The 26,659-nt window shown below is 47.0% G+C and carries 26 protein-coding genes; 21 read left to right on the top strand and 5 right to left on the bottom strand.

Annotated features, from left to right (window positions below; translation table 11 throughout):
• Positions 1-137 precede the first annotated feature (137 nt).
• From H1230_RS24460 to H1230_RS24405, 12 genes are all read left to right on the top strand, one after another.
• Positions 138-1,094: an AAA family ATPase gene (locus H1230_RS24460; RefSeq protein ID WP_239712447.1), complete on the top strand. Its 957-nt coding sequence runs from the start codon at positions 138-140 to the stop codon at positions 1,092-1,094.
• A 1-nt stretch (position 1,095) separates the two neighbouring features.
• Positions 1,096-2,340, top strand: coding sequence for a DUF58 domain-containing protein (locus H1230_RS24455; RefSeq protein WP_239712446.1), 1,245 nt, complete (start codon positions 1,096-1,098; stop codon positions 2,338-2,340).
• 1 nt (position 2,341) lies between these two features.
• Positions 2,342-4,576, top strand: a complete 2,235-nt coding sequence (locus H1230_RS24450) for a DUF4129 domain-containing transglutaminase family protein (RefSeq protein WP_239712445.1) — start codon at positions 2,342-2,344, stop codon at positions 4,574-4,576.
• Between the two features lie 90 nt (positions 4,577-4,666).
• Entirely contained in the window at positions 4,667-5,194 is a 528-nt protein-coding gene (locus H1230_RS24445) for a YqeG family HAD IIIA-type phosphatase (RefSeq protein ID WP_239712444.1), read from the top strand.
• Positions 5,191-6,318, top strand: coding sequence for a ribosome biogenesis GTPase YqeH (yqeH, locus tag H1230_RS24440; RefSeq protein ID WP_154117223.1), 1,128 nt, complete (start codon positions 5,191-5,193; stop codon positions 6,316-6,318). Before H1230_RS24445 ends, yqeH begins: the two co-directional genes overlap by 4 nt.
• 42 nt (positions 6,319-6,360) lie before the next feature.
• On the top strand, positions 6,361-7,224 hold the full coding sequence (gene aroE, locus H1230_RS24435) for a shikimate dehydrogenase (RefSeq protein ID WP_239717541.1): 864 nt from the start codon (positions 6,361-6,363) through the stop codon (positions 7,222-7,224).
• A gap of 36 nt (positions 7,225-7,260) precedes the next feature.
• Positions 7,261-7,554: a ribosome assembly RNA-binding protein YhbY gene (gene yhbY / locus H1230_RS24430; RefSeq protein WP_239712443.1), complete on the top strand. Its 294-nt coding sequence runs from the start codon at positions 7,261-7,263 to the stop codon at positions 7,552-7,554.
• Positions 7,555-7,590: 36 nt separating this feature from the next.
• Positions 7,591-8,175, top strand: coding sequence for a nicotinate-nucleotide adenylyltransferase (gene nadD / locus H1230_RS24425; protein WP_239712442.1), 585 nt, complete (start codon positions 7,591-7,593; stop codon positions 8,173-8,175).
• Positions 8,165-8,743, top strand: a complete 579-nt coding sequence (gene yqeK, locus H1230_RS24420) for a bis(5'-nucleosyl)-tetraphosphatase (symmetrical) YqeK (RefSeq protein WP_239712441.1) — start codon at positions 8,165-8,167, stop codon at positions 8,741-8,743. Before nadD ends, yqeK begins: the two co-directional genes overlap by 11 nt.
• On the top strand, positions 8,740-9,087 hold the full coding sequence (gene rsfS, locus H1230_RS24415) for a ribosome silencing factor (protein ID WP_154117227.1): 348 nt from the start codon (positions 8,740-8,742) through the stop codon (positions 9,085-9,087). The genes yqeK and rsfS overlap by 4 nt, the downstream gene beginning before the upstream one ends.
• A complete protein-coding gene (locus tag H1230_RS24410) occupies positions 9,084-10,016 on the top strand; it encodes a CvfB family protein (RefSeq protein ID WP_239712440.1) in 933 nt (310 codons plus the stop codon). The genes rsfS and H1230_RS24410 overlap by 4 nt, the downstream gene beginning before the upstream one ends.
• 63 nt (positions 10,017-10,079) lie before the next feature.
• Positions 10,080-10,850, top strand: coding sequence for a class I SAM-dependent DNA methyltransferase (locus tag H1230_RS24405; RefSeq protein WP_239717539.1), 771 nt, complete (start codon positions 10,080-10,082; stop codon positions 10,848-10,850).
• A gap of 225 nt (positions 10,851-11,075) precedes the next feature.
• Here the strand turns inward: H1230_RS24405 and H1230_RS24400 are convergent, their stop codons facing one another.
• Positions 11,076-11,234, bottom strand: a complete 159-nt coding sequence (locus tag H1230_RS24400) for an asparagine synthase (protein WP_239712439.1) — start codon at positions 11,232-11,234, stop codon at positions 11,076-11,078.
• A gap of 204 nt (positions 11,235-11,438) precedes the next feature.
• Complete coding sequence (locus tag H1230_RS24395; protein ID WP_239712438.1) at positions 11,439-12,395, bottom strand: ArsR/SmtB family transcription factor; 957 nt, start codon at positions 12,393-12,395, stop codon at positions 11,439-11,441.
• 364 nt (positions 12,396-12,759) lie between these two features.
• Between H1230_RS24395 and arfA the strand changes: the two genes are divergently transcribed.
• From arfA to H1230_RS24355, 8 genes are all read left to right on the top strand, one after another.
• Positions 12,760-14,283, top strand: coding sequence for an arabinosylfuranosidase ArfA (gene arfA / locus H1230_RS24390; protein WP_239712437.1), 1,524 nt, complete (start codon positions 12,760-12,762; stop codon positions 14,281-14,283).
• 75 nt (positions 14,284-14,358) lie between these two features.
• A complete protein-coding gene (locus tag H1230_RS24385) occupies positions 14,359-15,756 on the top strand; it encodes an ABC transporter substrate-binding protein (RefSeq protein ID WP_239712436.1) in 1,398 nt (465 codons plus the stop codon).
• Between the two features lie 106 nt (positions 15,757-15,862).
• Positions 15,863-16,750: a carbohydrate ABC transporter permease gene (locus H1230_RS24380; RefSeq protein WP_239712435.1), complete on the top strand. Its 888-nt coding sequence runs from the start codon at positions 15,863-15,865 to the stop codon at positions 16,748-16,750.
• 26 nt (positions 16,751-16,776) lie between these two features.
• Complete coding sequence (locus H1230_RS24375) at positions 16,777-17,619, top strand: carbohydrate ABC transporter permease (protein ID WP_239712434.1); 843 nt, start codon at positions 16,777-16,779, stop codon at positions 17,617-17,619.
• Positions 17,620-17,650: 31 nt separating this feature from the next.
• On the top strand, positions 17,651-18,991 hold the full coding sequence (locus H1230_RS24370) for a family 43 glycosylhydrolase (protein WP_481857186.1): 1,341 nt from the start codon (positions 17,651-17,653) through the stop codon (positions 18,989-18,991).
• 44 nt (positions 18,992-19,035) lie between these two features.
• A complete protein-coding gene (locus H1230_RS24365; protein ID WP_239712432.1) occupies positions 19,036-20,514 on the top strand; it encodes an alpha-N-arabinofuranosidase in 1,479 nt (492 codons plus the stop codon).
• Between the two features lie 81 nt (positions 20,515-20,595).
• Positions 20,596-21,855 carry a glycoside hydrolase family 27 protein gene (locus tag H1230_RS24360; protein ID WP_239717537.1) on the top strand — a complete coding sequence of 420 codons (1,260 nt, stop codon included), beginning with the start codon at positions 20,596-20,598 and terminating at the stop codon, positions 21,853-21,855.
• A complete protein-coding gene (locus H1230_RS24355) occupies positions 21,852-22,814 on the top strand; it encodes a glycoside hydrolase family 43 protein (RefSeq protein WP_239712431.1) in 963 nt (320 codons plus the stop codon). Before H1230_RS24360 ends, H1230_RS24355 begins: the two co-directional genes overlap by 4 nt.
• Before the next feature lie 77 nt (positions 22,815-22,891).
• On the opposite strand, the gene H1230_RS24350 is transcribed toward H1230_RS24355, so the two are convergent.
• Positions 22,892-23,746 (bottom strand): AraC family transcriptional regulator, encoded by an 855-nt coding sequence (locus H1230_RS24350; protein ID WP_239712430.1) that lies wholly within the window; start codon positions 23,744-23,746, stop codon positions 22,892-22,894.
• Between the two features lie 237 nt (positions 23,747-23,983).
• Here H1230_RS24350 and H1230_RS24345 point away from each other — a divergent pair, with 237 nt between their 5' ends.
• The gene (locus tag H1230_RS24345) at positions 23,984-24,370 is read left to right on the top strand and encodes a beta-L-arabinofuranosidase domain-containing protein (protein WP_275591265.1); all 387 of its coding nucleotides are present in this window, start codon (positions 23,984-23,986) and stop codon (positions 24,368-24,370) included.
• 356 nt (positions 24,371-24,726) lie between these two features.
• On the opposite strand, the gene H1230_RS24340 is transcribed toward H1230_RS24345, so the two are convergent.
• Together H1230_RS24340 and H1230_RS24335 are read right to left on the bottom strand one after the other, a co-directional pair.
• Complete coding sequence (locus H1230_RS24340) at positions 24,727-25,674, bottom strand: aldo/keto reductase (RefSeq protein WP_239712428.1); 948 nt, start codon at positions 25,672-25,674, stop codon at positions 24,727-24,729.
• A 122-nt stretch (positions 25,675-25,796) separates the two neighbouring features.
• Complete coding sequence (locus tag H1230_RS24335) at positions 25,797-26,603, bottom strand: helix-turn-helix transcriptional regulator (protein WP_239712427.1); 807 nt, start codon at positions 26,601-26,603, stop codon at positions 25,797-25,799.
• Between the last annotated feature and the right edge of the window lie 56 nt (positions 26,604-26,659).

Genomic DNA, 26,659 nt, shown 5'->3' with positions numbered 1-26,659 from the left:
AAAGGACGGCGAAGCCGTTTCAACTTGTCCTTGTACATATTTCTTTAATTTATACACTGCAATAATGTACTTTGGGTCCCTGAATCATGTAAAATATAAATGATCATGCTTATTCTGACATAGGAGGTTTACCATATATGCCCGTACGTCAAGAATCAATGCACATAGTACATGCTGTTCGCACTAATCTGGAATCCTGCATACTAGGCAAATCATTTGAAATACAATTATTGCTGACGGCATTACTTGCCGGTGGGCATGTCCTGATTGAGGATGTGCCGGGAACTGGCAAAACCCAGCTGATTCGGGCACTCTCAAGATCAATGTCAGGCGAATACCGCCGGATTCAATGCAACCCGGATATTCTGCCGAGTGACATAACCGGCGTGTCGGTGTATCATCCGCGGGATGAGATGTTTCATTTTCGACCAGGGCCAGTCATGACGAATATTTTGCTCGCTGATGAGATCAACCGTGCTACAACCAAGACCCAGTCCGCACTTCTGGAAGTCATGGAGGAGCGGAATGTAACCGTGGACGGCGAGACTTATCCTCTGCCGCATCCGTTCATGCTGTGCGCCACTCAGAATCCGATTGATTTCGAGGGTACCTATACGCTGCCTGAGGCTCAGCTAGACCGCTTTATGCTGCGAATGAGCTTAGGCTATCCTGATGCGGCAACCGAGAAGAGTCTACTGCTGAGCCATCAGGAGGGACAGCCTCTCGATAGACTCCTGCCGGTAACAACTATGGGGGAGATTGCCGCCATTCAAGAAGAGATTCGTGAAATTTATATAAGCGATCCCGTACTGAACTATCTGCTGGATGTTGTACGTCAGACGAGAGAACATCCGCTTGTGCTGCTAGGTGCCAGTCCACGGGCCTCGTTGTCTTTTATGATGGCTTGCAAAGCTTATGCCTTTTTGCAAGAACGTGATTATGTGCTTCCCGATGATGTGAAGGTGCTCGCGCCGTTTGCACTCGGCCATCGCATTCTGCTGCGTCCAGAGTCGCGTCTGGACAATGTCAGTGTGGATTCCATGCTGCAGAAGCTTCTGCAGAGTATAAATGTACCTGTTACGATGAGGCAATAAGATGAGACGCTTCTTGTCTGCGGCGGCAGCTGTTATCCAGCCGGCGAAGCTCGCCGGCATACTCGCGATTTGGTGTATTACCCTAATGTATGTACTTTTTCAGGGTGGCAAGACTTCATTTATGCTCTTTATTATGGTCTCCGTGCTGCTAATTTATTTGATCGTTGGAGGTTTGGGTGGTGTCCGGCGGGCTCGGGGCTCACGCAGCTTGTATTCCGAGCAGGACAAGCCTGACCTGTTATACGCTGGGGGATATCTACGCGTGAAGCTTAATATTACCATTCCGGGATTTCTGCCGCTGCCCTATGTGGTGGTCAGAGAGATTCTGCGGCGGCATAACGGAGAATCATGGGTATTTGAGGAAAGTGTTATTCCCAGCATGCGGGGAATAGGCGAACTGCGCTTTCAGACACCGATGCTCGAACGGGGGAGTTATATGTTCTCCGAGACGGATATCTTAAGTGAGGATATATTTGGGCTCGTTGAGCACAAAGGGAAATTTATGGCGGAAGGGCATTTTCGTGTGCTGCCTCGTGCCATATTTGTCCCGCGTTGGCAGCTGTACGAACGGAAATCCCGGCTAGCGGGACCGCAGGTCTCGCTAGTGCAATCCCGGCGGGAAACAACGCAGATCAATGGTGTCCGCGATTACGTTTATGGCGACCGTCTGACGCGCATTCATTGGAATGCTACTGCCAAGACAGGTTCCTGGAAATCCAAAGAGTTCGAGCACGAATCCGTCCCCAAAACAATGCTTGTTCTGGACGGCAGTGCGTCGGCTTACGCGTCTTCGAATCAATTTGAGCTGGCGGTTTCTGTAACTGCTTCACTGCTCGGCTTCGGTGTGCGTGAGCGGATCGGCATCGGCCTATGCTGTTTAGACAGAGCTACCAAAGTCTTTACCCCTGCGGAATCAGGGGCTGAGCGGCAGAAGATGATTCAATATTTGATTGATATCAATGCGGAAGGCCGTGGCCCGCTAGTCTCCAGACTGGAAAAAGGACAGCTTATGTTCCCCAAAGGTTCATATTTCGTGCTCATCAGCCCTCAGAGCGGCAAGCCTGTGCTGGATACGCTACGCTGGGCAGAGAGCAGGGGAATGACGCCTTCACACCTGCATGTGCGCAATCCTTCAGGGATGAGCCGCAATACCGACTGGATAGATGTACTGAGATCACACAATATATCTGGCTACAACATCCGTTCCCTTCAGGAGCTTCCCGCAGTATTAGGAGGGGATCTATGATATGAGAGGCTGGCTGAATCTACAGAAGTCGTCCTGGCACCGTTCCATTAGTCTATTATGGATTATGATCATTGCGCTGCAGTGGGTCTCCTACACGGATTCGATCTGGCTTGCGGTAACAACAGCCGTTGTATTGACTGTCCTGACTACGGTGGCTGTTATAGAAATTCTTTTACCGGTCAGATGGGTGTACAGGCTGCTGCTGGAAGCAGTAGTTGTTGTCTATATTATGTACCGTATGCTCATTCACTATGGTATTTACCTTGCCGATCCATTGCTTACCTTGAGAGAACAGCTGCCAAACATAGCTGCCGAGATGTTCCCCTATCTCTGGTTCGTATTGGGCGCTTGGGGCTTGCTGCTACTGTCGTCATGGTGGGTAACCTCTAAGGCTCGCATCTTGCTATTTATAGGCATGAACATTGCTGCTTTTGCTGCCTTGGATTCCTTTACACCCTCCGTATTGTGGCAGGAGGTAGCTTGGACGGTATTTGCCGCAATGGGTTGGCTAGTAACTCAACATTTGCGGAATTTCCAACTTCAATATCCAAACGGCTGGTCTTACCTGCTGGATTATCCTATTAAAGTAGTCGTTAATATAGCCATCATCTTCTCATTAGTTATTATTACTGGTGTTAATATGCCTGAAGTAAGTCCTACACTGACTGATCCTTATACGGCATGGAAAGAATGGAATGGAACGGGGACGTCTTCTGGCTCAAGTTCCAAGGGAATTTTACAAACCGATAATGGAATTACCGCTGTGAACAACACCACCTCCGGCTATAGTATGGATGATGGCAATTTGGGCGGAGGCTTCAGCTTTGATTATTCACCCGTGATGACAGTGACCTCGGATTTACGCACCTATATGCGCGGAGAGACTCGCAGCGTCTATTCTGGAAGTGGCTGGACAGATAATGATCGAGTTAACCGGGGACCGCTCAAAGGTGCAGCGGTGGGTGAAGATCTGGAGACTACTGTGGCCCCCAAGGTCCAGTACCAAGCGCTGCAACAGACGGTTAAGTTGTTAAACAACAATGACTATCCGGTGCTCTTCGGCCCTTATGCCATCTCCAAGGTGGAGTCCATTAATGGTGAGAATAGTAGCAATGGGTTGTTCTGGAGAAGCCGGGATAGTGAGCTTTTGTGGGATACCGACGAAAATAACCGCAAATATCCGCTGTCCTATGAGTTAACTGCTGAAGTGCCTGTCATTCCAGTTCAAGAGCTGACCACCAAGACTTATGCAGAGCTGTATGACGGGAATACTATTGATAAGCAATTTCTGCAGCTGCCTGGTAATTTCCCTGCAAGGGTGAAGGAACTGGCTGAAGAGATAACGGCAACGGGACAAACACCGTATGAAAAAACGGCACTTTTGCAACAATATCTACAGGAAACGTTCCCGTATACCAATGAACCGGATCTATCACGCAGTACAAGCTCAGATTTTGTAGACAGCTTTCTGTTTGAGGTGAAGGAGGGCTATTGCGATTATTATTCTACTGCCCTGGTAACGATGGCCCGTTCTTTGGATATTCCCGCACGGTGGGTTAAAGGTTATGCGCCTGGAGAACAAGCAGAGCTACCGGATAATATGGCTTTACAGCAAGGAAGAATCCTTAATAATAACTACACAATCACGAATGCAGATGCCCATTCCTGGGCTGAGGTCTATTTTGGGGATTATGGCTGGATTCCTGTTGAGGCAACCCCAGGCTTCAATGTTCCTCTGCTGACCCAGAATGAGAATACTCCTGATTTGGATAGTACAGATCAGGAAGAGAATCAGCCGGACGAAGCAACGGCAGTGAACGACGGGGCAGGACAGACAGGATTCCATCTGGGAGACTGGGCTGTCGTAGCAGCTGCAGCAGTATTATTGGCGTGGCTAACATACCTGGTTTGGCAACAGCGGTTTAATCTTCGTTTCTTGGTTCAGCGATTGCGCAATGGGCGTCCGTTAACACCGGATCAGAAAATTGTGGCGGAAACTGAGCGCTGGATTCACTATATGCAACGTAAAGGATTGAGAAAAGAAGAGTATGAAACATTGCGTGAAGCGGTAGCACGTTGGGGCCGTGAACGTCCGGCAATTGCCGAAATTCTCTATTCACTGCTGGGACTGTTTGAGCAGGCGAAATATAGCCCAGATGTTATTGAAGACAAAGACTGGCGCAGGGTGTATACTGAAGCTTTGCGGCTGCGGAAAAGCATGAAGTCCAAAAACTAAGGTTATGCAGTAGTGAATCCCTGTAGCAGATTCATATGCGTTGCGCAAAGAGTATGATATAGTTTTTGGTATGAAATCGAGGTGAACGTATTGTTTGAAATGCTAGTCCCTAAACTCCGAGTAAATACGGTATTTGATATTGCACTAGAAGAGTTGTACCAGCAAGGCTATCGAGGCATTATTACGGATCTGGATAATACGCTAGTTGGTGCTAAAGCGCCTTTGGCAACACCGGAGCTGTTGGTTTGGTTCGAGAAGGTCAAAACCTTGGGCTTTAAGCTCATTATTGTATCGAATAATAATATGGACCGGGTATCGAAGTTTGCTACGCCTCTAGATATTAAATTCGTGCATCAAGCCCGCAAGCCAAGCAATGCTCCTTTTCACAAGGCGATAAAGCTGATGGAGCTTGCACCTGAGCAGACGATTGTGGTGGGTGACCAGATGCTTACAGATGTATACGGTGGGAATCGGTTGGGCCTGTATACGGTCTTGGTGCTACCTATCTCTGTACAAGATGAAGGCATCGGCACGAGAATTAACCGTCGGATAGAGCAGATTGCTCTGACACGGCTGCGTAAACAAGGATTGTGGCAAGAGGAGGATAAATCTAAATGAACCAAGAAAGTGAAACACAACGCCCTGTAAAATGCAATGGCTGCGGAATCAAGCTGCAGACCGAACATAAGGATCTTCCTGGCTATATCCCAGAGGTCGCTTTTGAACGGGAGCCGGTCATTTGCCAACGCTGTTTCCGGATTAAGAATTATAATGAAGCTTCTTCCGTTTCTGTAAACCAGGATGAATTTCTTCGTCTGCTGAGCGGTGTAGGCGAGAAGAACGCCCTGGTCATCCATATTGTCGATTTGTTCGATTTCGAAGGCAGTCTGATTTCGGGACTGCAGCGTTTCGTCGGCAATAACCCGGTTATTCTTGCTGTGAACAAAAGCGATTTGCTGCCCAAGGTGACGAACTGGAACAAGATGCGCAACTGGCTGCAGCAGCGCTGCAAGGAGCAAGGACTGCGTACAGTAGAAATTGTACTCGTCAGCGCCAAGCGTAATCAGGGCTTTGATCGTTTGTTGGAAGCGGTAACTGAGCAGAGAGGTCAACGTGATGTTTACGTTGTTGGAGCGACCAACGTTGGTAAATCTACACTGATTAACCGATTGATCTCCGACTACAGTGATCTGGAGCAGGAGTTAACCACTTCCCGCTATCCAGGAACTACTTTGGATACTGTTAAGATTCCCCTGGATGATGGTCACTATATCATTGATACTCCAGGCATTGTGTATCCTTGGCGCTACAGTGAATTGGTGGAACGGCAGGATCTGGAAGCCGTTATGCCTGAGAATACTCTGAAGCCGGCGGTCTATCAGCTGAACGAAGGGCAGACGCTTTTCTTTGGCGGATTGGGAAGGTTTGATTTCGTACAGGGTGTACATCAGTCGTTCACCTGCTATATCAGCAGTACGCTCAAAATTCACCGCACGAAGCTGGAACGAGCAGATTCTCTGTACCAGGAGCACCGCGGCGTTATGCTGTCGCCACCCGCTAGCGACCATATGGACAAGCTTCCACAGTGGCAGCGTCATGAGTTCAGCATTAGCAAAGGCACTCAAACCGATCTGTTCATTTCGGGTCTGGGCTGGATTAAGGTCAACGGAACTGAAGGTGCAGTAGTAGCCATTCACGTTCCGCGTGGTGTGAAGGTGCTTACCCGCCCTTCGCTGATCTAACTAGGGAGGATTATACTAGTGACAACTGCAACTGGGGCTTATATGAACGGGGATATCCTGCTGGGTGTAATGGGCGATCCTATTGCTCAGTCCAAATCTCCCATTATGCATGCTGCTGCACTGAAGGAAATGGGGATTGCCGGTGCCTATGTACCGCTGCATGTGACACCGGAGAAGCTGGGAGAGGCGATCCAAGCGATCCGTACTCTTGGCTTCCGTGGTGTTAATGTGACTATTCCCCACAAGGTAGCAGTGATGGCTTATCTGGACCAACTGGATGAAACTGCGGTAGCGATCGGTGCAGTCAATACCATTGTTAATGATAACGGAGTGCTGACCGGATACAATACGGACGGAATCGGTTATGTACGTTCACTGAAGACAGAAGCTATATCTGAATTGAACGGTGCGAAGATTATGGTGATCGGAGCTGGCGGTGCGGCAAGAGGAATAGTGTCTGCATTGCTTCAGGAGCAGCCTTCCTCGATTATCATCGCTAATCGCACTGCTGCTACCGCGCGCGAGCTGGCTGAGGCCTATTCGAGCAAAGGTGAACTCACTGGAATCAGTATGAGCGAAGTTGCGGGAATGATGGACGGTGTAGATGTGCTTATTAATACAACCTCTGTAGGCATGTTTCCTCAGATGGACGAGACACCGCTGGATTCTGCACTGTTTCATGAAGGAATGGTAGTAAGCGATCTTATCTACAATCCGCTGCGTACCCGGCTGCTGCTGGAGGCACTGGAATGTGGCTGCCGTATTCACGGTGGTCTTGGCATGTTCGTCTATCAAGGGGCGTATGCGCTTGAGTATTGGACGGGACAGCCTGCCCCAACTGATATCATGCGTAAGACGATTCTGAATTGCCTTGGTGGAGAACAGGAAATGGAATCAGAAGTTTAGGGTAATAATATATGTAAATAAGGAGTTAGTTCAATTATGTTAACTGGAAAACAAAAAAGGTTCCTTCGTTCACTGGCCCATCATCTTGATCCTGTATTTCAGGTCGGTAAGGGTGGCGTGAACGATCATCTCATCCGCCACATTGAAGAAGCTATTGAGAAGCGCGAACTGATGAAGATTAGCGTGCTGAACAATAATGTTGAAGATCCAAAGGAAATCGGTGCCGCATTGGCTGAACAGTCCGGCTCTGAGCTTGTTCAGGTCATTGGGAAGACGATTGTGTTGTACAAGGAATCTCGCGATAATAAGACGATTGAGCTACCTCGTTAAGGGATGAGTCAAACATCACTTGAGAAGGTTGAACTCTTGAAAGTCGGAATTATGGGTGGGACTTTTGATCCTCTTCATATCGGTCATATGATGGCAGCGGAAGCTGCGAGATATACCTATGGGCTGGATGAAGTATGGTTCATGCCTTCGCATATCCCGCCGCATAAGCATGAGGCTGGTGTATCTGGTGCGGACAGACTGGCAATGGTGCTGGAGACGCTCAGAGCGCATGATTCTTTTCGTACGTTGGATTGGGAAATAACCAGAGGCGGAGTATCGTATACTATTGATACCGTCAGGGAGCTGAAGCAGAAATATCCGCATTTCGATTTCTATTTCATCATAGGAGCGGATATGGTCCAGAATCTGCCGGAATGGCACGGCATTGAAGAGCTTGTGCAGAGCCTTACTTTTATTGGGGTGGGTCGTCCGGGAACACCGCTGAATCTCGAAGCACTGCCTGGCTTTATTGCAGAGAAGGTACAGCTAGCGGATATGCCCTTGGTTGATATCTCATCCACCATGCTGAGAGAGCGGATTGCAGAAGGGAAATCGATTCGGTATATGGTGCCTGATGCTGTTTTCGATTATGTGCAAAGGAGTGGATTGTATGGCATATAGCCGTGAAGCGCTGATTGAAGCGGTCTCTACACAAATGCCCGACAAGCGCTGGAAGCATACACTGGGCGTTATGGAATCATCGATCAAGCTGGCGGAGCGCTACAGTGCTGACCCTGTACGTGCGGAACAAGCGGCGATTCTCCATGATGTGGCCAAATATTGGCCAGTGGACAGAATGAAGGAGATTATCGAGCAGAACGACTTGTCTGCAGATTTGTTGAAACACGATAAGCAGCTGTGGCATGCGGAAGTAGGCGCGTTTGTAGCGGAACGGGAGTACGGTATTACTGATCCCGAAGTTATTGCTGCAATCCGATTTCATACTTCAGGTCGTGTAGGCATGAGTCTTCTTGAGAAAATTGTTTGTCTTGCCGATTATATCGAGCCTGGCCGGGATTTCCCTGGTGTGGAGAACATCCGCAAGCTGGCAAAGGTTAGTCTGGAAGAAGGATTAGTAGCCGGGTTTGATTCCACAATCAGCCTGTTGCTAGAGAAACGACGGATTATTTTTCCGTTAACGGTGTTGGCGCGTAATGATTTAGTTAGACTATTGGAGGAAAATAAATGAACATACAAACAAACAAACTGTTACAAATGACTCTTAAGGCTGTAGAAGATAAAAAAGCGGGCAACGTCGTTTGCCTGGATTTGCGTAATGTTTCACCCATTAGTGATTACTTCGTAATCTGTCACGGTAATTCAGATGTGCAAGTACAAGCGATTGCTACTGAAGTTCGCAAGGTTGTACATGAAGCTGGTGGCGTTATTCGCGGTATTGAAGGCATGAATTCAGGTCGCTGGGTACTGATGGATCTTGGGGATGTAGTTGTGCATATATTCCACCGCGACGAACGCGAATATTATAATATCGAGCGCCTGTGGTCAGACGCCAAGGTTGTGGAAACAGTATGAGTCTGATTGCTGGAACTACAGTTACGCTTGAAATAGTGCGGGAGGTATCCCCTTACGGTTTCTTTCTAAATGCGGGTGACGAAGATGTCATGCTGCATTATACAGAGCTAACTGAAAGAGTGAAGACTGGCGATAAAGTCGAGGTCTTTATATTTTTTGATACCGAGGATCGTCTCGCTGCTACAATGAAAAAGCCTTTCCTGACGCTTGGTGAAATGGCGCTATTGGAAGTCGCTGATATTCATCCGCGTCTAGGCTGCTTCCTCGAAATGGGGCTCGGACGCCAGCTATTGCTGCCGCTCAGTGAGCTTCCAGAATTGAAGGATCTGCATCCGATGGTAGGTGACCGCGTATTTGTAATGATGGAGCATGACCGACAAGGACGTCTTCGCGCCAAGCTCTCTGGAGAACTGGAGCTGTTGCCGTATGTTGTTCCCGCGCCTGAATCCTGGATGGGCAAGGTCGTTTCCGCCAGAGTGTATAGACCGCTGCAAATGGGCACATTTGTCTTGGTTGATGGCGGTGTGCTTGGTTTTGGTATTCTTGGCATGGTCCATTCCTCTGAACGCAGCCGTCTGCTGCGCTTAGGTGAGCTATTCGAAGCGCGTGTCTCTCATGTTCGGGAGGATGGCCGGATTAATATTTCCATGACTCATCGCAGAGAAGTTGGCCGGGATGTAGATTCCGCTGCACTGCTGGAGTTCTTGCACGCCCGCCCGGGTGGAGGAATGCCTTATTCAGATTCCACACCGCCGGATGTGATCAAGCAACGTTTTGGGATTAGTAAGTCTGCTTTCAAGCGCGCGCTGGGCAAGCTGTTGAAGGAAGGTATGATTACTCAGAAGGAGAATTGGACCTATCTCGCTGTCAGTGAGGCAGCACCTGCTGAGGATAATGCAGCTACGACTGAAGAAGAAACGACCGAATAATTTGCCGGAGCAGCGAAAGCTCTACTTCTACTAAATTTGGTGATAGAAAGTACGGTGCACCTAGTGTCTTCCTATGGGAAATTTGCTTATGTATACGATGTGCTCATGGCAGACATGCCTTATCCGGATTGGTTAACGTTCGCGGAAACCGCCTGGAAAAAGTATGGTAAACCCTTGACTGTCGCTGAGCTTGGCTGTGGAACAGGCAGCATCACCATTCCGCTTGCCGCGGAGGGCTATCATATGACCGGAATTGATCTGTCGTCAGATATGCTGTCCGTGGCGCAACGCAAGATGGAGGAGCATCCTCAGGGACGCCGTTTTCTTCGAGAGGGAAGTGTACGTTGGGTTAGACAAAACATGAAGGAATGGGAACTGCTGGAGCCTGTAGATTCTGTAATTTCCTTCTGCGATTGTCTCAACTATTTGCTTGAAGAAAGTGACATCTCGGATGTCTTCGCTCGTACTTATGCGGGTTTGAAGCCAGGAGGTACTTTTCTGTTCGATGTGCATCATCCGAACACACTAATCCGTTACGAGCAGGAGCAACCTTTTATACTGGATGAGTCTACTGTGTCGTATATTTGGACCTGTGAGCTGGATGCCCCACGCTGCGAGATTGAACATCACCTGTCCATATTCGCTCGTGAAGAGGGACGGAGTGATCTGTACCGCCGCTTCGAAGAGACACATATTCAGCGTGCATATGATCCGGACTGGATGACAGCAGAGCTGCTCAAGGCTGGATTCAGCACTGTGAATATCTATGCCGATTTCGAGTGGACAGAGGCGGACGAAGATGCAGAACGACTATTTTATGTAGTTGTGAAATAAAGCGGAATAGGATGAGCGGTCCAAGCCTGAGTACGGGGTTAGGGCCGTTTTTTGTTAAAATATAAGAATTTATAGGTTTCACACGATAACTTATCCTTATATTTCTCGAAGAAATAGGTACCGTCGCTATAAAGGACGGCCAATCGATTTCTTCTTGTAATGACATATTGAAAAAACCGAGCAGAGACGCTGGGTCCTACCTGCTCGGTATCCTCCAACCAAAACTTACCGATGCTCAAACAGGTCAATGGTACCCAATACGACATGTGCCAGACCAAATCCAAGTACGCCAGTTGCGAGCATTTTGTACCTGCTGCCAAGCAAAGCGGCGCTAGACGCGGTTACTACGGTTCCAAGAACGGCGGGAATCAGACCTTCACGCATTCGAAACACTCCTTCTCGGTGGTTTGGGAGACAGGGTTTAGTGTGGGTTGAATGGAGATTAATTATACAATCGAAACTTAGCCAAACAATAAAGGGGTATTCCAGCAGCTATACTGCTACGGATCGAAAACAAAAACGAGCCAGTCTCCAATAACCCGGAGACTGGCTCGTTTTGTCTTTACAGCTTTGAAGTGATAGCCCCTCTTATTCTACTGTCGCTGTAGTGAGGCGACTATTGGTTTCCTCAACTTCATGTACATTATAAAGTACACGCGCCATCAGATCTTGGCTATAATTGCCGAAATGTTTGCCATAAATCGTCAGTCCACGCTTGTTGACGGGTTTGTCGGTTACAGCAATGCGGAAGGTCAGCTCACTTTTGTAATCCAGCTTAATATCATCAAGGGTTACGTCTGAGATGCGGCAGCCATCAATGAAGCTTCCATCCTTATTAATTCGGATCAGCTTGAGCATCCCGTATTGATTCAAATGTGGAGGCCACCAGTCGGGATTAAAGGTACCACGGGAATCTCCAAAGTCGCCAGGACTGGTCCAGAAGCCAATTTCGATACCGTTTACATAAAAGTATAGATCGGAGGGATAGTTGTCATTGAAGCCGGGAGCCTCAGAGCCGATCTCCATGGAGAACTGGATTTCACGGAACGATTGATTGGCTTTAAGATAGTTCGGAATACGATATTCGAGAAAACCCTCAGCCATCCAAATAATCTCCGAATCAATTCGCTGGGGATCAGCAAAGTAACGAGGCTCGTCGAAGTCACCGATAATGCTGTCCTTGGTAGCCAGACCACAGGTAGGAACCGCTTGATAGTTGCTGTAATGACCGACCTGAATCTCAACTTCATAAAGATTGTCAACATCCTTACTGCGAAGATCGACCATTAGTTTATCTTTATTCAAATAGCAGACCTTCTGAATGCCATGCTTGCCAACCGAAGTATTAATCTCAATAAGGCCGCTATCTTCTAACTTCTTAATATGCATGGTAATGGCGCCATTGCTGAGATTTAGCTTCTTGGCAATTTCATTCAGGTTCAAGGCTTGATTGGTGGCTAGAAGCTCCAGAATTTGAATTCTGATTTCAGAGCTGAGAGCCTTGAAGATATCGATTCCGCTCATTAGATCTTTAATATAAATCATATCATAGTACCTTCTTCCAGTGACGTTGTGAATAAATCAACTATTTCATAAAATTATAAACTAATTAGCCTCAAAAATAAAGCTTTCTTCCTAAATTTGTAGAATTGGCTTAAAATTAAGTTCTGTTTTTATGGATATGGCCTTTATATTCACATTAAACTAAATTATAAAACGATAATTTTCAGAAAATAAGCTATTTATTTCAATAATAAGCTACTATTTGTTTTCATTTTATAAAAATATGAATAGTTTTATGTTTGTGTGTTTACAGAGGCGTTTATATATGTTATTTTATAACTGTAAGCGAATACATTCAAATGTTTTTTAATTATTTAACAAATATATAAAATGGAAGGTGAACCTATTGTCGTCAGATACAATAAGAGCAACACTTATCGTCGATAAGTCATTTGTTATTGCCAAAGTAGATAAGCGCATATACGGCTCGTTCATTGAACACTTGGGCCGGGCGGTGTACGGCGGAATCTACGAACCAGGGCATTCCTCCTCTGATATTCACGGTTTTAGAGGCGATGTGAAATCACTAGTCAAGGAGTTGAATGTGCCGATCATCCGCTATCCAGGAGGGAATTTCGTATCCGGATATAACTGGGAGGATGGAGTTGGCCCCGTTATAGAGCGTGCCAAGCGTCTGGAGCTGGCCTGGAGAACGATAGAGCCGAACGAAGTGGGTACCAATGAATTTATGAACTGGGCTAAAGAGGTAGGCTCTGAGGTTATGATGGCTGTTAACCTGGGAACACGTGGAGTTGATGCCGCGCGCAACCTGCTCGAATACTGCAATCATCCCGGTGGAACTTATTGGAGTGATTTACGGCGCAAGCATGGGGTAGAACAGCCGCATCAGATTAAGACCTGGTGTCTCGGTAATGAAATGGATGGACCTTGGCAAATTGGCCAAAAGACGGCCGTGGAGTATGGCAGACTAGCCTATGAGACAGGAAAGGCCATGCGTTTGGTAGATCCAAGTATTGAGCTGGTATCCTGTGGAAGCTCCAGCTCAGCGATGCCAAGTTTCCCAGAATGGGAAGCGGTAACATTAGATCATACTTATGAGGTTGCAGACTACGTTTCCCTGCATCAATATTATGGAAACCGTGACAAGGATACCGCCAATTTCTTGGCGCGTTCCATGGATCTGGAGCATTTTATCAACACGGTAACTTCAACCTGTGACTATATCAAAGCGAAGAAGCGCAGCAAGAAGACGATGTACCTCAGCTTTGATGAATGGAACGTCTGGTACCATTCCAATGAATCGGATACCAAGATCGAGCCCTGGACGGTGGGACCACCGCAGCTGGAGGATCAATACAACTTTGAGGATGCACTGCTCATCGGCAGTATGCTCATCACATTCCTAAGACATGCGGACCGCGTAAAGATGGCTTGCCTGGCTCAACTGGTGAACGTAATTGCCCCTATTATGACCGAAGCGGGTGGAACGTCCTGGAAACAGACGATCTTTTACCCCTATCTACATACTTCCCTGTACGGTCGCGGCGTTTCGCTTCAACCTATTGTGAACTCGCCTAAATATGACGCACAAGATTATACGGATGTTCCTTACCTGGATAGTGCAATCGTATACAACGAGGAAGCCGATGAGCTTACGATCTTTGCGGTTAATCGTCATCTTGAGGCAGGCATGTTGCTGAAATGTGATGTTCGCGGTTTCGAGGGTTATTCCTTGATCGAGCATATTGTCCTGCAGCATGATGATCTGTTGGCAGTGAATACGGCTACGGAAGAGAAAGTAAAGCCTGCAAGGGCTACTGGCACAGTGTGTAAGGACGGCTTTGTTGAGACTCTTATTTCCAAGGCTTCATGGAATGTTATTCGGCTGGGTAAAGGTAGCTTGAACTAATAAGAACCCGCAAACGGTTACTTAGTTCTTCTATATAGCATTACTTCTGTTCAGAAAATTCTAGGAGGGGTTACATTGCTAAAGAAAAAGAGTTGGTTTACACTGCTGTCATTAATTCTGACAGTATCGGTTGTACTAGCAGGCTGCGGAGGAAACAACAACAATGCGGCTAAGAGTAATACCGGAAACACAGGAACAACAGCAACTAAAACGGATGATTCAAAAGAAACTAAAGAATTAACTTTTATGTACAGAGGTGGAACGGATGAGCAGGCAGCTTACAAAAAAGTAATCGAAAAATTCGAAGCTGACCATCCAAATGTAAAAGTGAAAATAATTGTGACAGCGGCCGATCAATATGCTACGAAACTGAAAGCCTCCATAACTGGTAAAAGCGTCCCCGACGTGTTCTATTTCGAATCGGGTGATTTGAAGGCATATGTGAACAGTGGCGTACTGCTGGATCTGACTAGCTATATTGAAGCTAATAAAGATATTAACCTTGATAATATTTGGAAATATGGTGTAGACCTGTACCGTTATGACGGCACAATGGCGGGTCAAGGCAATATTTACGGTATGCCTAAAGACGTTGGACCTTTCGCACTGGGCTACAACAAGACCATGTTTGAAAAAGCAGGCATTCCACTTCCCGATAAAGACAAACCGTATACATGGGATGAATTTGTCAAAGTTGCTCAGCAGTTAACAGTTGATACTACTGGAGATGGCAAACCGGATCAATACGGTACTGGCTTTAACGTACAATGGGCGCTTCAGGCTTTTGTATGGAGCAATGGGGCTGACTGGATTGATGCAACTAAAACTAAGGTAACCATTGATGATCCGAAATTTGCGGAAGCACTGCAATACATGGCTGACCTGCAAAATAAATACAAAGTAACACCTTCCACTGAGCAAGCACAAACACTGGATACTTACCAACGTTGGATGAAGGGCGAAATGGCGTTCTTCCCAGTAGGTCCTTGGGATATGAGCACTTATGAAACCTTGCCGTTCGATTATGATCTAATCCCTTACCCTGCAGGTTCTACCGGTAAATCAGCAACATGGACTGGTTCGTTAGGTATCGGTGCCTCTGCAAAAACGAAGTATCCGGAAGAAGCAGTAGCCTTGATTGATTATCTGACGGCTTCGAAAGAAGGTATGGAAGCGCTTGTAAAAGCAAAAGTGCAAATTCCTAACTTGATTGATATGGCTACAGAGTGGGCAGCAGATACTACTACTAAACCAGCTAATAAAGAAGAATTCCTGCAAATCGTCAATGATTACGGAAGAGTTCTTCCAGGTCATTACACTTACAATGCAGAATGGTACAATCTGTTCTTCACAGACATTCAACCTGTGATCGATGGCAAAGTAACCGCGGCTGATTATGTGAAATCAGAGCAGCCTAAAATGCAGAAATTGCTGGACAAAGCGATTGAACAAGAAGAAAAATCCAAAAAATAAGTTATAAACTTCTTCTTTAAACCAGATGAATAATGATGTTAGCTTCTGATTCCATCAGACTAACATCATTTTCATTCTGATATCAGAATCTGAGGTGAAAGAAAACATGACCACGTCCAACCTCTATCGGAAAGAAAAGATTTACGGATTTTTGTTTATTCTTGCTCCATTACTGGGTCTAATTGTGTTTACACTCTATCCGATGTTTTACTCCATCTATGGTTCGTTAACGGACTGGGACGGCTTGGGCCAGATGAATTTTATTGGTCTTAGCAACTTCACAGATCTGTTTACGGATGAATTATTTCATAAAGCAGTGTTTAATACGCTGTTCATGATGCTGGGGATTCCAATCGGTATCACGCTAGCGCTTCTACTAGCTCTCGGATTAAACCGTGGAGCTCGAGGTACTACTACCTTTCGTGTTATTTACTATGTCCCGGTCATTTCTTCATTGGCAGCAGTCTCCATTATGTGGAACTGGGCCTATAACGGTGACTATGGTCTAGTGAATCAGTTTCTGGATCTGTTTGGTATTTCCGGTCCCAACTGGATGGCTAATAAGTACACTGTTAAACCAGCCTTGATTATTATGGCTGTCTGGAAGGGTCTCGGCTATACCATGCTGCTCTATTTAGCAGCGCTACAGAGTGTATCAAGAACTTATTATGAAGCCGCAGAACTTGATGGGGCAAATGGCTTTCAGTCCTTTAGGCATATTACCTGGCCGATGGTACGTCCAGTCACCTTCTTTATTGTGGTTACGAATATTATCGGAGGATCGCAAATTTTTACCGAGATGAACATTATGACCCCTACAGGCGGTCCGGAATATGCTTCGGCTTCCGTAGTGTTCTACATTTGGCAGAAGGCTTTCGGCAGCTTCCAGATGGGTTATGCTTCCGCTATGGCAGTAGTCCTCGGCGCTTTCATATTTGTTGTGACTCTTATCCAATTTAGAATGAACGAGAAATCTTCGTTCGATGTCGATTGATATGGAGAGAGAGGAGCGAATATAATATGTCCCATTCACGAAGAAGAAATCTCACGAGTACAATCATATTCATTATTCTACTAATTGGTGCAGTGTTCATGATTGGTCCGCTGCTATGGATGCTGTCCACTTCACTTAAGGATAAGCAGGATGTCTTCGCTTTACCGCCAGTCTGGATTCCGAGTCCGTTCAATTTCGGTAAGTACAAGGAAATCTGGGAGGCCGGTCCGCTGCTTAGCGGGATTAAGAACAGTTTGATCATTGCCCTCTCCGTAACTATAGTGGGTACGTTCACCTCAAGTCTGGCAGCCTTTGCTTTTGCCAAGCTGAGATTCCCGGGGAAAAATAAAATATTTCTGCTGATGCTGTCTTCCCTGATGATTCCTTATCCAGCTGTTATGATTCCGCAGTTCTTCATCTTCTCCCAGCTGGGCTGGATCGATACTTTGTTGCCTTTGATCGTACCGGGTCTCTTCGGTAACATTGTCATGATCTTTTTCCTGCGGCAGTATTTGAGCAGTGTGCCTAACGCTATTATTGAAGCCGCCAAGATTGACGGAAGTTCGTATTTCCGACTGTATAGCTCGATTACCTTCCCATTGATTAAACCGGCGATTGCCGCACAGCTGATCCTATGGTTTATGGGTATCTGGAATGATTATCTGGCGCCGATTATTTATCTGAATTCACCGGAGAAGCAGACCTTGCAGCTCGTTATTGCGAACTTCAATGCGACTTACGCCATTCAGACCGATTATCCGCTTATCATGGCGGCATCGATCATTTCGCTATTGCCAATGCTGATTATTTTTCTGGTTTTCCAGAAACAAATTATCGAGTCTGTGGCGATTTCTGGAGTCAAAGGGTAGTCAATAACTGGAGGTGCTGTTGGAAATGGATATGAAGCCAGTCTTTCCGGATTCTCCCGGACCCTTCACTATGTATGATACTTCCATTATTCATGAAGAATCGGCATGGACCATTCATAACGCCCATGACCCCGGGATCATTAAGACGGATCAAGGCTACTATGTATTTTCTACCGATGTGAAGGTCGGTGGCGAGCTTACTCCAGGAATTATGGTTCGTAAATCACAGGATCTGATCCACTGGCAATGGGTGCATTATGCGTTGCCAGGAATTCCACAGGTGGCCAAGGACTGGGCCGATTCCGTGAATTTATGGGCTCCAGACGTTGTGAAATACGGCGACCAATACCGGATGTATTATTCGGCATCTACATTTGGGAGCAGACAATCGCTGATCGGCCTTCAGACCTCAGCGTCTATTGAAGGTCCTTGGACAGATGAAGGCGTGGTGATTCAGACGCGTGCAGAGGATCATCTCAATGCGATTGATGCCAATGTGCTTACGGACGCAGAGGGACAGATGTGGATGGTTTACGGCTCTTTTTTTGGCGGCATTCATCTGATTGAGTTGGATAAGGAATCGGGCAAGCCCAAGCATGCTGGCTTCGGAGCGCTGATTGCCAAACGCGATAGGGTTACTGAAGACGGAGCTGTTGAAGGACCCTACATTGTGTACAACGAGCAGTTCAAGAAATATTATCTGTTTGTTTCCTACGATTCCTTGTTCGAGGATTATAACGTCCGTGTGGCGCGTGCAGATGTTATTACTGGGCCTTATCTGGATTATAACGGCCAAGATATGAGCGATAGTGAGCAGTTGCCACAGTATGAGATCGGGACCAAAATTCTCGGCGGCTACCGGTTTGGCGATGATCCGGGATGGATAGCTCCTGGGCATAATTCAGTATTAAACGATAACGGCAATTATTTCATGGTTCATCATGCACGAGGGGAAATGGATAAGCACTGGGCTTATCTGCATGTCCGTAAAATACTGTGGACAGAGGACGGTTGGCCAGTAGTTTCACCGGAACGTTATGCAGGAGAGCTGGAACAGGAGATCCCAGAACGTCTACTAACCGGAACATGGGAGCAAGTGCTATTGGACCCTTCGGTGGACGGACAGGTACAATCGGCTCCGCTAGTATTTCAGAGCAACGGCAATGTTGAGGGAGCGTGTGGTGCAGGACAATGGTCCTTGGACGGTAATAGAACATTAACTTTGGTATGGAACGATATTCAACAGGGAGCGGGCCGCACCGAGAAGCTTCAACTGTTGCCTGCATGGGATTGGGAGCAGAACAGAGCCACGCTTGTATTTACCGGACTGAATGAAATCGGCATTGCCAGCTGGGGTAAACAGAGCTCCTGAAGTGAACGAAGACATGGAGCAGGAAAGGATGGAGAACAGAACATATGGCTACTATTTTGAAATTAAATGCAGGAGTAGGTAAAGGAACTATCAGTCGTCATCTTTACGGACATTTCGCCGAGCATTTGGGCAGATGTATTTATGAAGGGATATGGGTAGGTGCAGATTCACCTATTCCGAATACGGAAGGCTTCCGTAATGATGTCTTGGCCGCGCTCAAAAAAGTGAATATACCTGTGCTGCGTTGGCCGGGCGGATGTTTTGCAGACGAGTACCACTGGAAGGATGGCATCGGGCCATCAGAAGAGCGCAAGCGGATGGTTAATACGCACTGGGGTGGGCTGGTGGAGAACAACCACTTTGGCACACATGAATTCTTCCGGCTATGCGAATTGCTGGATTGCGAGCCGTATATTTGTGGCAATGTAGGCAGCGGCACGGTTCAGGAAATGTCGGAGTGGGTTGAATATATGACCTTTGAAGGCGAATCTCCAATGGCTGACTGGCGCCGGGAGAATGGTGGCGAGACACCATGGAAGCTCAAGTATTTCGGTGTCGGCAATGAGAACTGGGGCTGTGGCGGCAACATGCGTCCTGAATACTATGCGGATTTATATCGGCGTTACCAGACGTATGTAAGAAACTACGGTGATAACCAGCTCTACAAAATCGCAGGTGGGGCCAATGTCGATGACTACAAATGGACGGAAGTATTGATGCGGGAAGCTGGTCGCTTCATGGATGGCCTAAGTCTGCATTCCTACACCATCCCAGGGAGCTGGGAAGAGAAGCGCCACGCACTTGGCTTCGACGATGCCGAATGGATCGAGACGATGAAGAAATCACTCCATATGGACGAACTTATTACCCGTCATTCTGCCATTATGGATCAGTATGATCCGGAGAAGCGGGTAGGATTGATTATAGATGAATGGGGCACGTGGTTCCTGAATGAGCCTGGAACGAATCCCGGGTTTCTGTATCAACAGAATACCTTGAGAGATGCATTAGTAGCAGGCATACATCTTAATATTTTTCAACAACACTGCAGTCGGGTTCATATGGCCAATCTTGCTCAGGTAGTCAATGTACTTCAGGCGATGATCCTGACAGAGGGTGAACAAATGCTGCTTACGCCCACCTACCATGTATTTGAAATGTATAAAGTGCATCAGGATAACGAGCTGCTTGAATTAACGTTTGAGAGTCCTGATTATACCTTTGGAGAGGTTACTATTCCGCAACTTAGCGTTTCTGCTTCCCGTGATGCTAGCGGCAAGGTATATGTATCGATCTGTAACTTGAGCCATAAGGAACAAGCGAACCTTAGCTTCAATATTGAAGGTGCGGTGCACGAGATGGTATCCGGTCTAATCCTGACCCATACAGAGTTGAATGCCCATAATACGTTCGAGGCAGCAGACAACGTAACACCGTCCGCGTACGATGGCGCTTCCATAAAGGGCGGAGTACTGGATTGCGAGCTTCCGCCTGCTTCTGTTGTTGTGCTAACTCTAGAGTAGCAATCTTGTAGTGAATAGAGGCGGTTATCAGGAAAGGACGTGGAGGCCATCGCAGAGAAACTGCTAGCAGCAACACCCCCCATGGGCTGGAATAGCTGGGACTGTTACGGCGCTAGTGTTAATGAAGAAGAAGTAAGAGGCAATGCGGAGTACATGGCATGCTATCTGAAGGATTTTGGCTGGGAGTACGTGATCGTAGATATCCAGTGGTATGAGCCGGGAGCGAATTCGTCGCAATACCGTAATTTTGTACCCCTAGTGATGGACGAATATTCCAGACTTCAACCCGCGGAGAACCGCTTCCCCTCAAGTATAGGCGGAAAAGGCTTTGCACCGCTAGCTGAATATGTGCATGGTCTAGGTTTGAAATTTGGCATTCATATCATGCGTGGTATCCCGCGTCAGGCAGTTCATAGTGCCAGTAGAATTCTTGGTTCAGAGCGTACCGCGCGCGATATTGCCCATCCCAACTCCATTTGTCCCTGGAATACGGATATGTATGGGGTCGATGCTGCGCAGTCAGGCAGTCAGGCCTATTATGACTCACTCTTTGAGCTGTATGCCAGTTGGGGCGTGGATTATATCAAGGTAGACGATATTGCCGCTTCACGACTTTATGGATACCACAAGAACGAGATTGAACTGATCCGCAAGGCTATTGATCGTTGCGGACGGGAAATAGTACTTAGCTTGTCACCTGGACCAGCTCCGTTGGAGGAGGCCGAACATTTAGCAGGCCACGCCAACCTTTGGAGAATGACCGATGATTATTGGGATCATTGGCATCTCTTGCGCGGGATGTTCGAGCGCTGTGAGCAATGGGCAGCTTATGTTCAACCAGGCCACTGGCCCGATTGTGATATGCTGCCGCTCGGTCATCTCGGCATCCGATCCGTAGATGGAGGGGGCGACCGGTTTACGCGGTTTACCCCTGACGAGCAGGTTACGATGATGACGCTGTGGAGTATCTTCCGCTCACCACTGATGTTCGGGGGAGAGTTGCGCGACAATGATGAATGGACGTTGTCTTTGTTGACCAATGAAGAAGTACTGCACTTACATCGATATGGCAAGGGAGGCATTTCGGTTCTGCGGAATGACGAGTTGGCTATCTGGACAGCGGAGGATGAACAAGGCAACCATTACGTTGCTATATTCAATCTTAGCGATGAGAATTTAAACGTTAACCTGTCATTCCAGCAACTTAACCTGCCAGCCCAAGCTACTATTCGTGATTTATGGAGAGGCTGTGCATTTGAAGCTGAAGAGGATGCTGTCTCTCAAGATCTTCCGCCGCATGGCTGCTTACTGTTGAAGTTCACAAAGGAGAAACCATTATGAATATAAATAGACAATACCTTAATCCGCTGGTGGAGCAGCGCGCTGATCCATGGGTGTACAAGCATACGGACGGCTATTATTACTATACGGCTTCCGTACCGGAATATGATCGCATTGAGGTGCGTAGAGCAATGTCCATTGAGGGACTGACGGCCGCCCAACCCATTGTTGCCTGGCGCAAGTATGAGACAGGGCCGCTTAGTGCCAATATTTGGGCTCCGGAAATCCATTACATTGATGGGAAATGGTATATTTATTTCGCTGCTGCCCGCACGACGGAGACGCAGGACGGCTTATTCGATCACCGCATGTATGCGCTAGAGAACGAATCTGCGAACCCGTTGGAAGGAACCTGGGTAGAAAAAGGCCAAGTAAAAACGGCCTGGGAATCGTTCGCGCTGGATGGGACTACTTTTCAGCATAAAGGTGTGCTCTATTATGTATGGGCTCAGAAAGATCTGAAGATTCCAGGGAACTCGAACCTGTATATTTCGGCAATGAGCAATCCGTGGACGCTGACCGGTCCACAGACTATGATTTCCACTCCTGAATACCAGTGGGAGATTATCGGCTTCAGCGTCAATGAGGGCGCAGCTGTATTGAAGCGTAATGGACGTATTTTCATCAGCTTCTCGGGCAGCGCTACCGATTTCAACTACTGTATGGGACTGCTCTCTGTGGATGAAGATAGTAATCTATTGGATGCCGCTTCATGGACGAAATGGCCGGAGCCAGTATTCCAGACCAGTATCGAGAATGGACAATTTGGCCCAGGCCATAACAGTTTTACGATCAATGAGGTCGGGGAAGATGTGATGATCTATCATGCCCGCAATTATAAAGAAATCATTGGCGATCCACTGTACGATCCGAACCGTCATACCCGTGCGCAAGTCTTTCATTGGAACGAGGATGGCACACCGAATTTCGGAGTTCCGGTAAAAGATAGTAGAAGCTAAACAATCCTTCACTTAACCATACACATAAGGAAGAACGGGTACCGTCCATGCAAAGGACAGTACCCGTTTCTTCTTGTTTACTCATAAAAAAGCAGACGTTTCGCATAAGCATTTCTGAAATCGGTCGGCGTTAAACCCACAATCTTTTTGAAGGACTTCATAAAGTTATGGCAATCGGTATAACCAAGCTGAATAGAGACTTCATTGATGTTCTGATTGGTATCCGCCAGCAGAAACTTCGCCAGCTCCATTTTTTGCTGCAAAATATATTGCTTCAGGGACAAACCGGAAATGGTCGTGAATAGGTGGGACAAGTATTTATCGTTGTAGCCAAAGTAGGCGGCGATCTGCGACACTTTGATGTGTTCGCTGCGGCTCCATTTAATATAATCTACAATATCGTTGTACAGTTGCTCTTGCTTGGTTTTCTTGGAAGGGTCATTATCCGTATAGAAGACCTGATTGTACAGCTCGCATAGAATTACAGTCGACATATAATTATTTAACGTCTTTTGGTTGTAGCCACGAACGGCATCCTGGAGCTGCTTCATCATAACAATGATTTTCTCCAGACTTTTCAGGGTTCCATACTGAGGCAGCATAATCTTATTGTCTTCCTTGTTATGGGGATGATTGGAGATATCAGTAATTTTTATTCCGTTCTTGGAGGAAAAGTGCAGCCAATAGAAACTGCATTCCGAAGCTTTATAACCATATTGTTTCGTTAAGGGCGGTAGGAGCAAATATTCTCCCTTGGAAACTACAAAATGCTGCTTGTCACCCGCCAGATATAATACGCCATGTGTGATCACAATAAGCTCATAATCCAGCAAAATTCTACTTAAGTGGATCCAATCAGAAGATGGAGCGATAAATTTACCCGTGATCTCCAAATCAACAGGCACATCTACGAGCAGCTCGAAAGCAATCATCCACGAGTCCTCCTTGTACTGACTTTAGTACACTTCTTTGTACCTCATTATTAATTAAAGCAAGCAGTATGTAAAGCGCTTACTAGAAAGTGTTTAGATAATGACTAACCTTTTTACACATATTCGAACTCTTAACTATTTGATCAAATTTAAATAAAGTATAAGCTGGTAATAAGGAAAAGACATCAATGACCTCAAAAGAGGGGAGGAAAAGGGGGCGCATCAGGATTAAATAGGATCAAGGTTAATGGGGCACCGCTGGACATGACAATTTCAGCTAATGAATGGGCAACGATCAGCCGGGTCTGGAAAGATGGAGACATCGTAGAGGTGGAATTTCCGTTCGCGCTCTATTTCAAAGCGGTAGATCAGGTTAATCCGGATATCGTTGTTTTGAATTATGGTCCGCTCGTGCTTATTGCCGATACAATGACCCATTTCATTGGGAATGCCGCTGAGCCATCCGCCTGGATTCATCCTGCTGCGAGCAAGCCGAATTCCTTTGTCACCGACACCGGTCATGTAGCTGGGTATGATTTCTTGACCCGGAACTTCAGTCCTTATTATAAGGTTGGAGCGATGCAGTGGTATTATATGTACAACAGAATCCAGCTGCCTACCTAGGCGGCTGGATTCTGTTTGTGGTTGTCAGGTCGGGGTTGGCAGGCATGCTTGTAGCCGTTTAACTATCATTCAGCTTATTCTGCTGGTTACTGATTTACAGAGGTCAGCACATCAAATTAGAGGGAATTTCGCCCTCTAATTATGCTCTAATTAGGATATTTTAGAGGTTAGAGGGAAATCGTCCCTTTAAATTTGTCCATTTGGGCATAAATGAGTGATTACGCCGAGAATAGAGGGAGTTTTTCCCTCTAATTCCCAAAAAGTGAAGGTTTTGATGAGAATAGAGGGAGTTTTTCCCTCTATTCTCAATAATGAGGCTCACTTAGCGAAGAATATGAATGTGATCAGGTTTCTGTTTACCCGGGAAACCGGCTTCCCGCAGCGATGCCCTTGGGTGAGATCCGTTCGATTTGGGCAAGCTCATCTTCAGACAAGGATACCTGCAGGGCACCGAGGTTCTCCTGTACTCTATCCAGCCGCTTCGTTCCCGGAATAGGTACGACGTTCTCTCCCTGTGCGAGCAGCCACGCCAGCGCTAGCTGGGAAGGGGCGCAGCCTTTTTGCGCAGCCATCTTTTCAATCAGCGTAACGACCTCCAGGTTCTTGGCGAAATTCTCGCCTTGGAAACGTGGATAATAGCGGCGGTAATCATCCAATGGCAGATCGTCGAAGCTCTTGATCTGGCCGGTCAGAAAGCCGCGGCCGAGCGGACTATAGGGAACAAAGCCGATCCCCAGCTCCTTCACGAGTGGTAGAATCTCATCTTCCACTTCTCTGCTCCATAGTGAATATTCGGTCTCCACAGCGGCAATCGGATGGACGGCATGCGCACGGCGGATCAGCTCAGGAGGGGCTTCCGACAGGCCAATATAGCGGATCTTCCCTTCTTTGACCAGATCGGCCAACGTCCCGATGGTCTCTTCGATAGGGGTATGGGGATCGGGACGGTGCTGATAATACAAGTCGATATAATCCATACCTAGCTGGTATAGGCTGGCGTCCACGGATTTTTTGATATAAGCCGGATCTCCTTTAGGCCCTTGGGTATGCGTAATCCCAAATTTAGTCGCAATTACGGCTTCGTCCCGCCGACCCTTGAGCGCCCGACCAACCAACTTCTCATTGCCACCAAAGCGCCCCTGCAAGAATTCTCCGTAAATATCTGCTGTATCAAAAAGAGTCACCCCAAGATCCAGTGCTCCCAGGAGGGTACTTACCGATTCTTCATTGTCCGGCATCATCATCGTGCCAAGGCCCAAGGCCGATACTTCCAGCCCTTCGTGTCCCAATTTTCTTGTCTGCATAATGCGGTTCCCTCTTTTCTCAGTGATCATGGCTGGTTGAACATATTCCCATTCTAATCGACCTGTCGGGAGGCAACCACAGTATGGTTATGCTAGTAAGATTATTACTAGGGAGAGTAGCCTTAGTTATCCGAAAAAATCGGCGTATAGATGCAAACGTGCAGGTCCGGGTGGTCAGCAAGACTTACGAAGGAATGGATATCATAGGTTACAGCCTTGGTAACATCTTGGGGCTGGATATAGACTCGGCTTACTTTTTTGCGCTGAATATTATGCAGCTTCCACATCGTTAAGAACTCAGCGCTTTCCGCACTTAGCTGCTCTACGAGCTCTTTAAACCACGGATCTTCCTGATGCTTGTCATAATAAGTTCTAAAGACAGCGACGGAGTGGAGCACGAATTCTTCCCAATTCACCATACGGTAGCGCAGTCCGGAATCGGTAAACAACAAGCGCAGCATCACACGCTCTGACACTGGCAAAGCATTAAAATCAATGAGGATTTCATTAGCCGCATCATTCCAGGCAAATACCTGTGTTCTTTCATTCGTAATAAAGGCAGGATAAGACAGCTGGCTAATAATATCCCGCCACTGTGGATTCAGCATCGTATCTATAGATATAACTGCCTCAGGCTCATTGGGATTCCATAGCTCCATCAGGTGTTGTCGCTCGTCCGCACTCAGTTGCAGAGCTCTTGCGATATTCTCGATGATCTCCCTGGATGCAGTGACTTCTCTGCCTTGCTCCAGCCAAGTATAGTAGGTAGCACTGACACCAGCCAGTGTAGCGACTTCTTCCCGCCGGAGTCCTGGCGTTCTTCGCTGGCTGTAGGAATCGCTAAATCCTGCTTGTTCCGGCTGAAGCCGGTTTCGCCGTGATTTCAGAAACTCACCAAGTGTTTTGGATTTGCTATTTTCATTAAGCATCGTTAACCTCTTCTCCAAGCCATTAATATTATAATTTTACCTCACCCGGGTCATTT

Origin of the sequence: Paenibacillus sp. 19GGS1-52 (genome assembly GCF_022369515.1) — a bacterium.
GTDB lineage: Bacteria > Bacillota > Bacilli > Paenibacillales > Paenibacillaceae > Paenibacillus_AQ.
The sequence above is the reverse complement of the archived record's forward strand: the minus strand, read 5'-3'. Positions and strand labels throughout refer to the sequence as shown.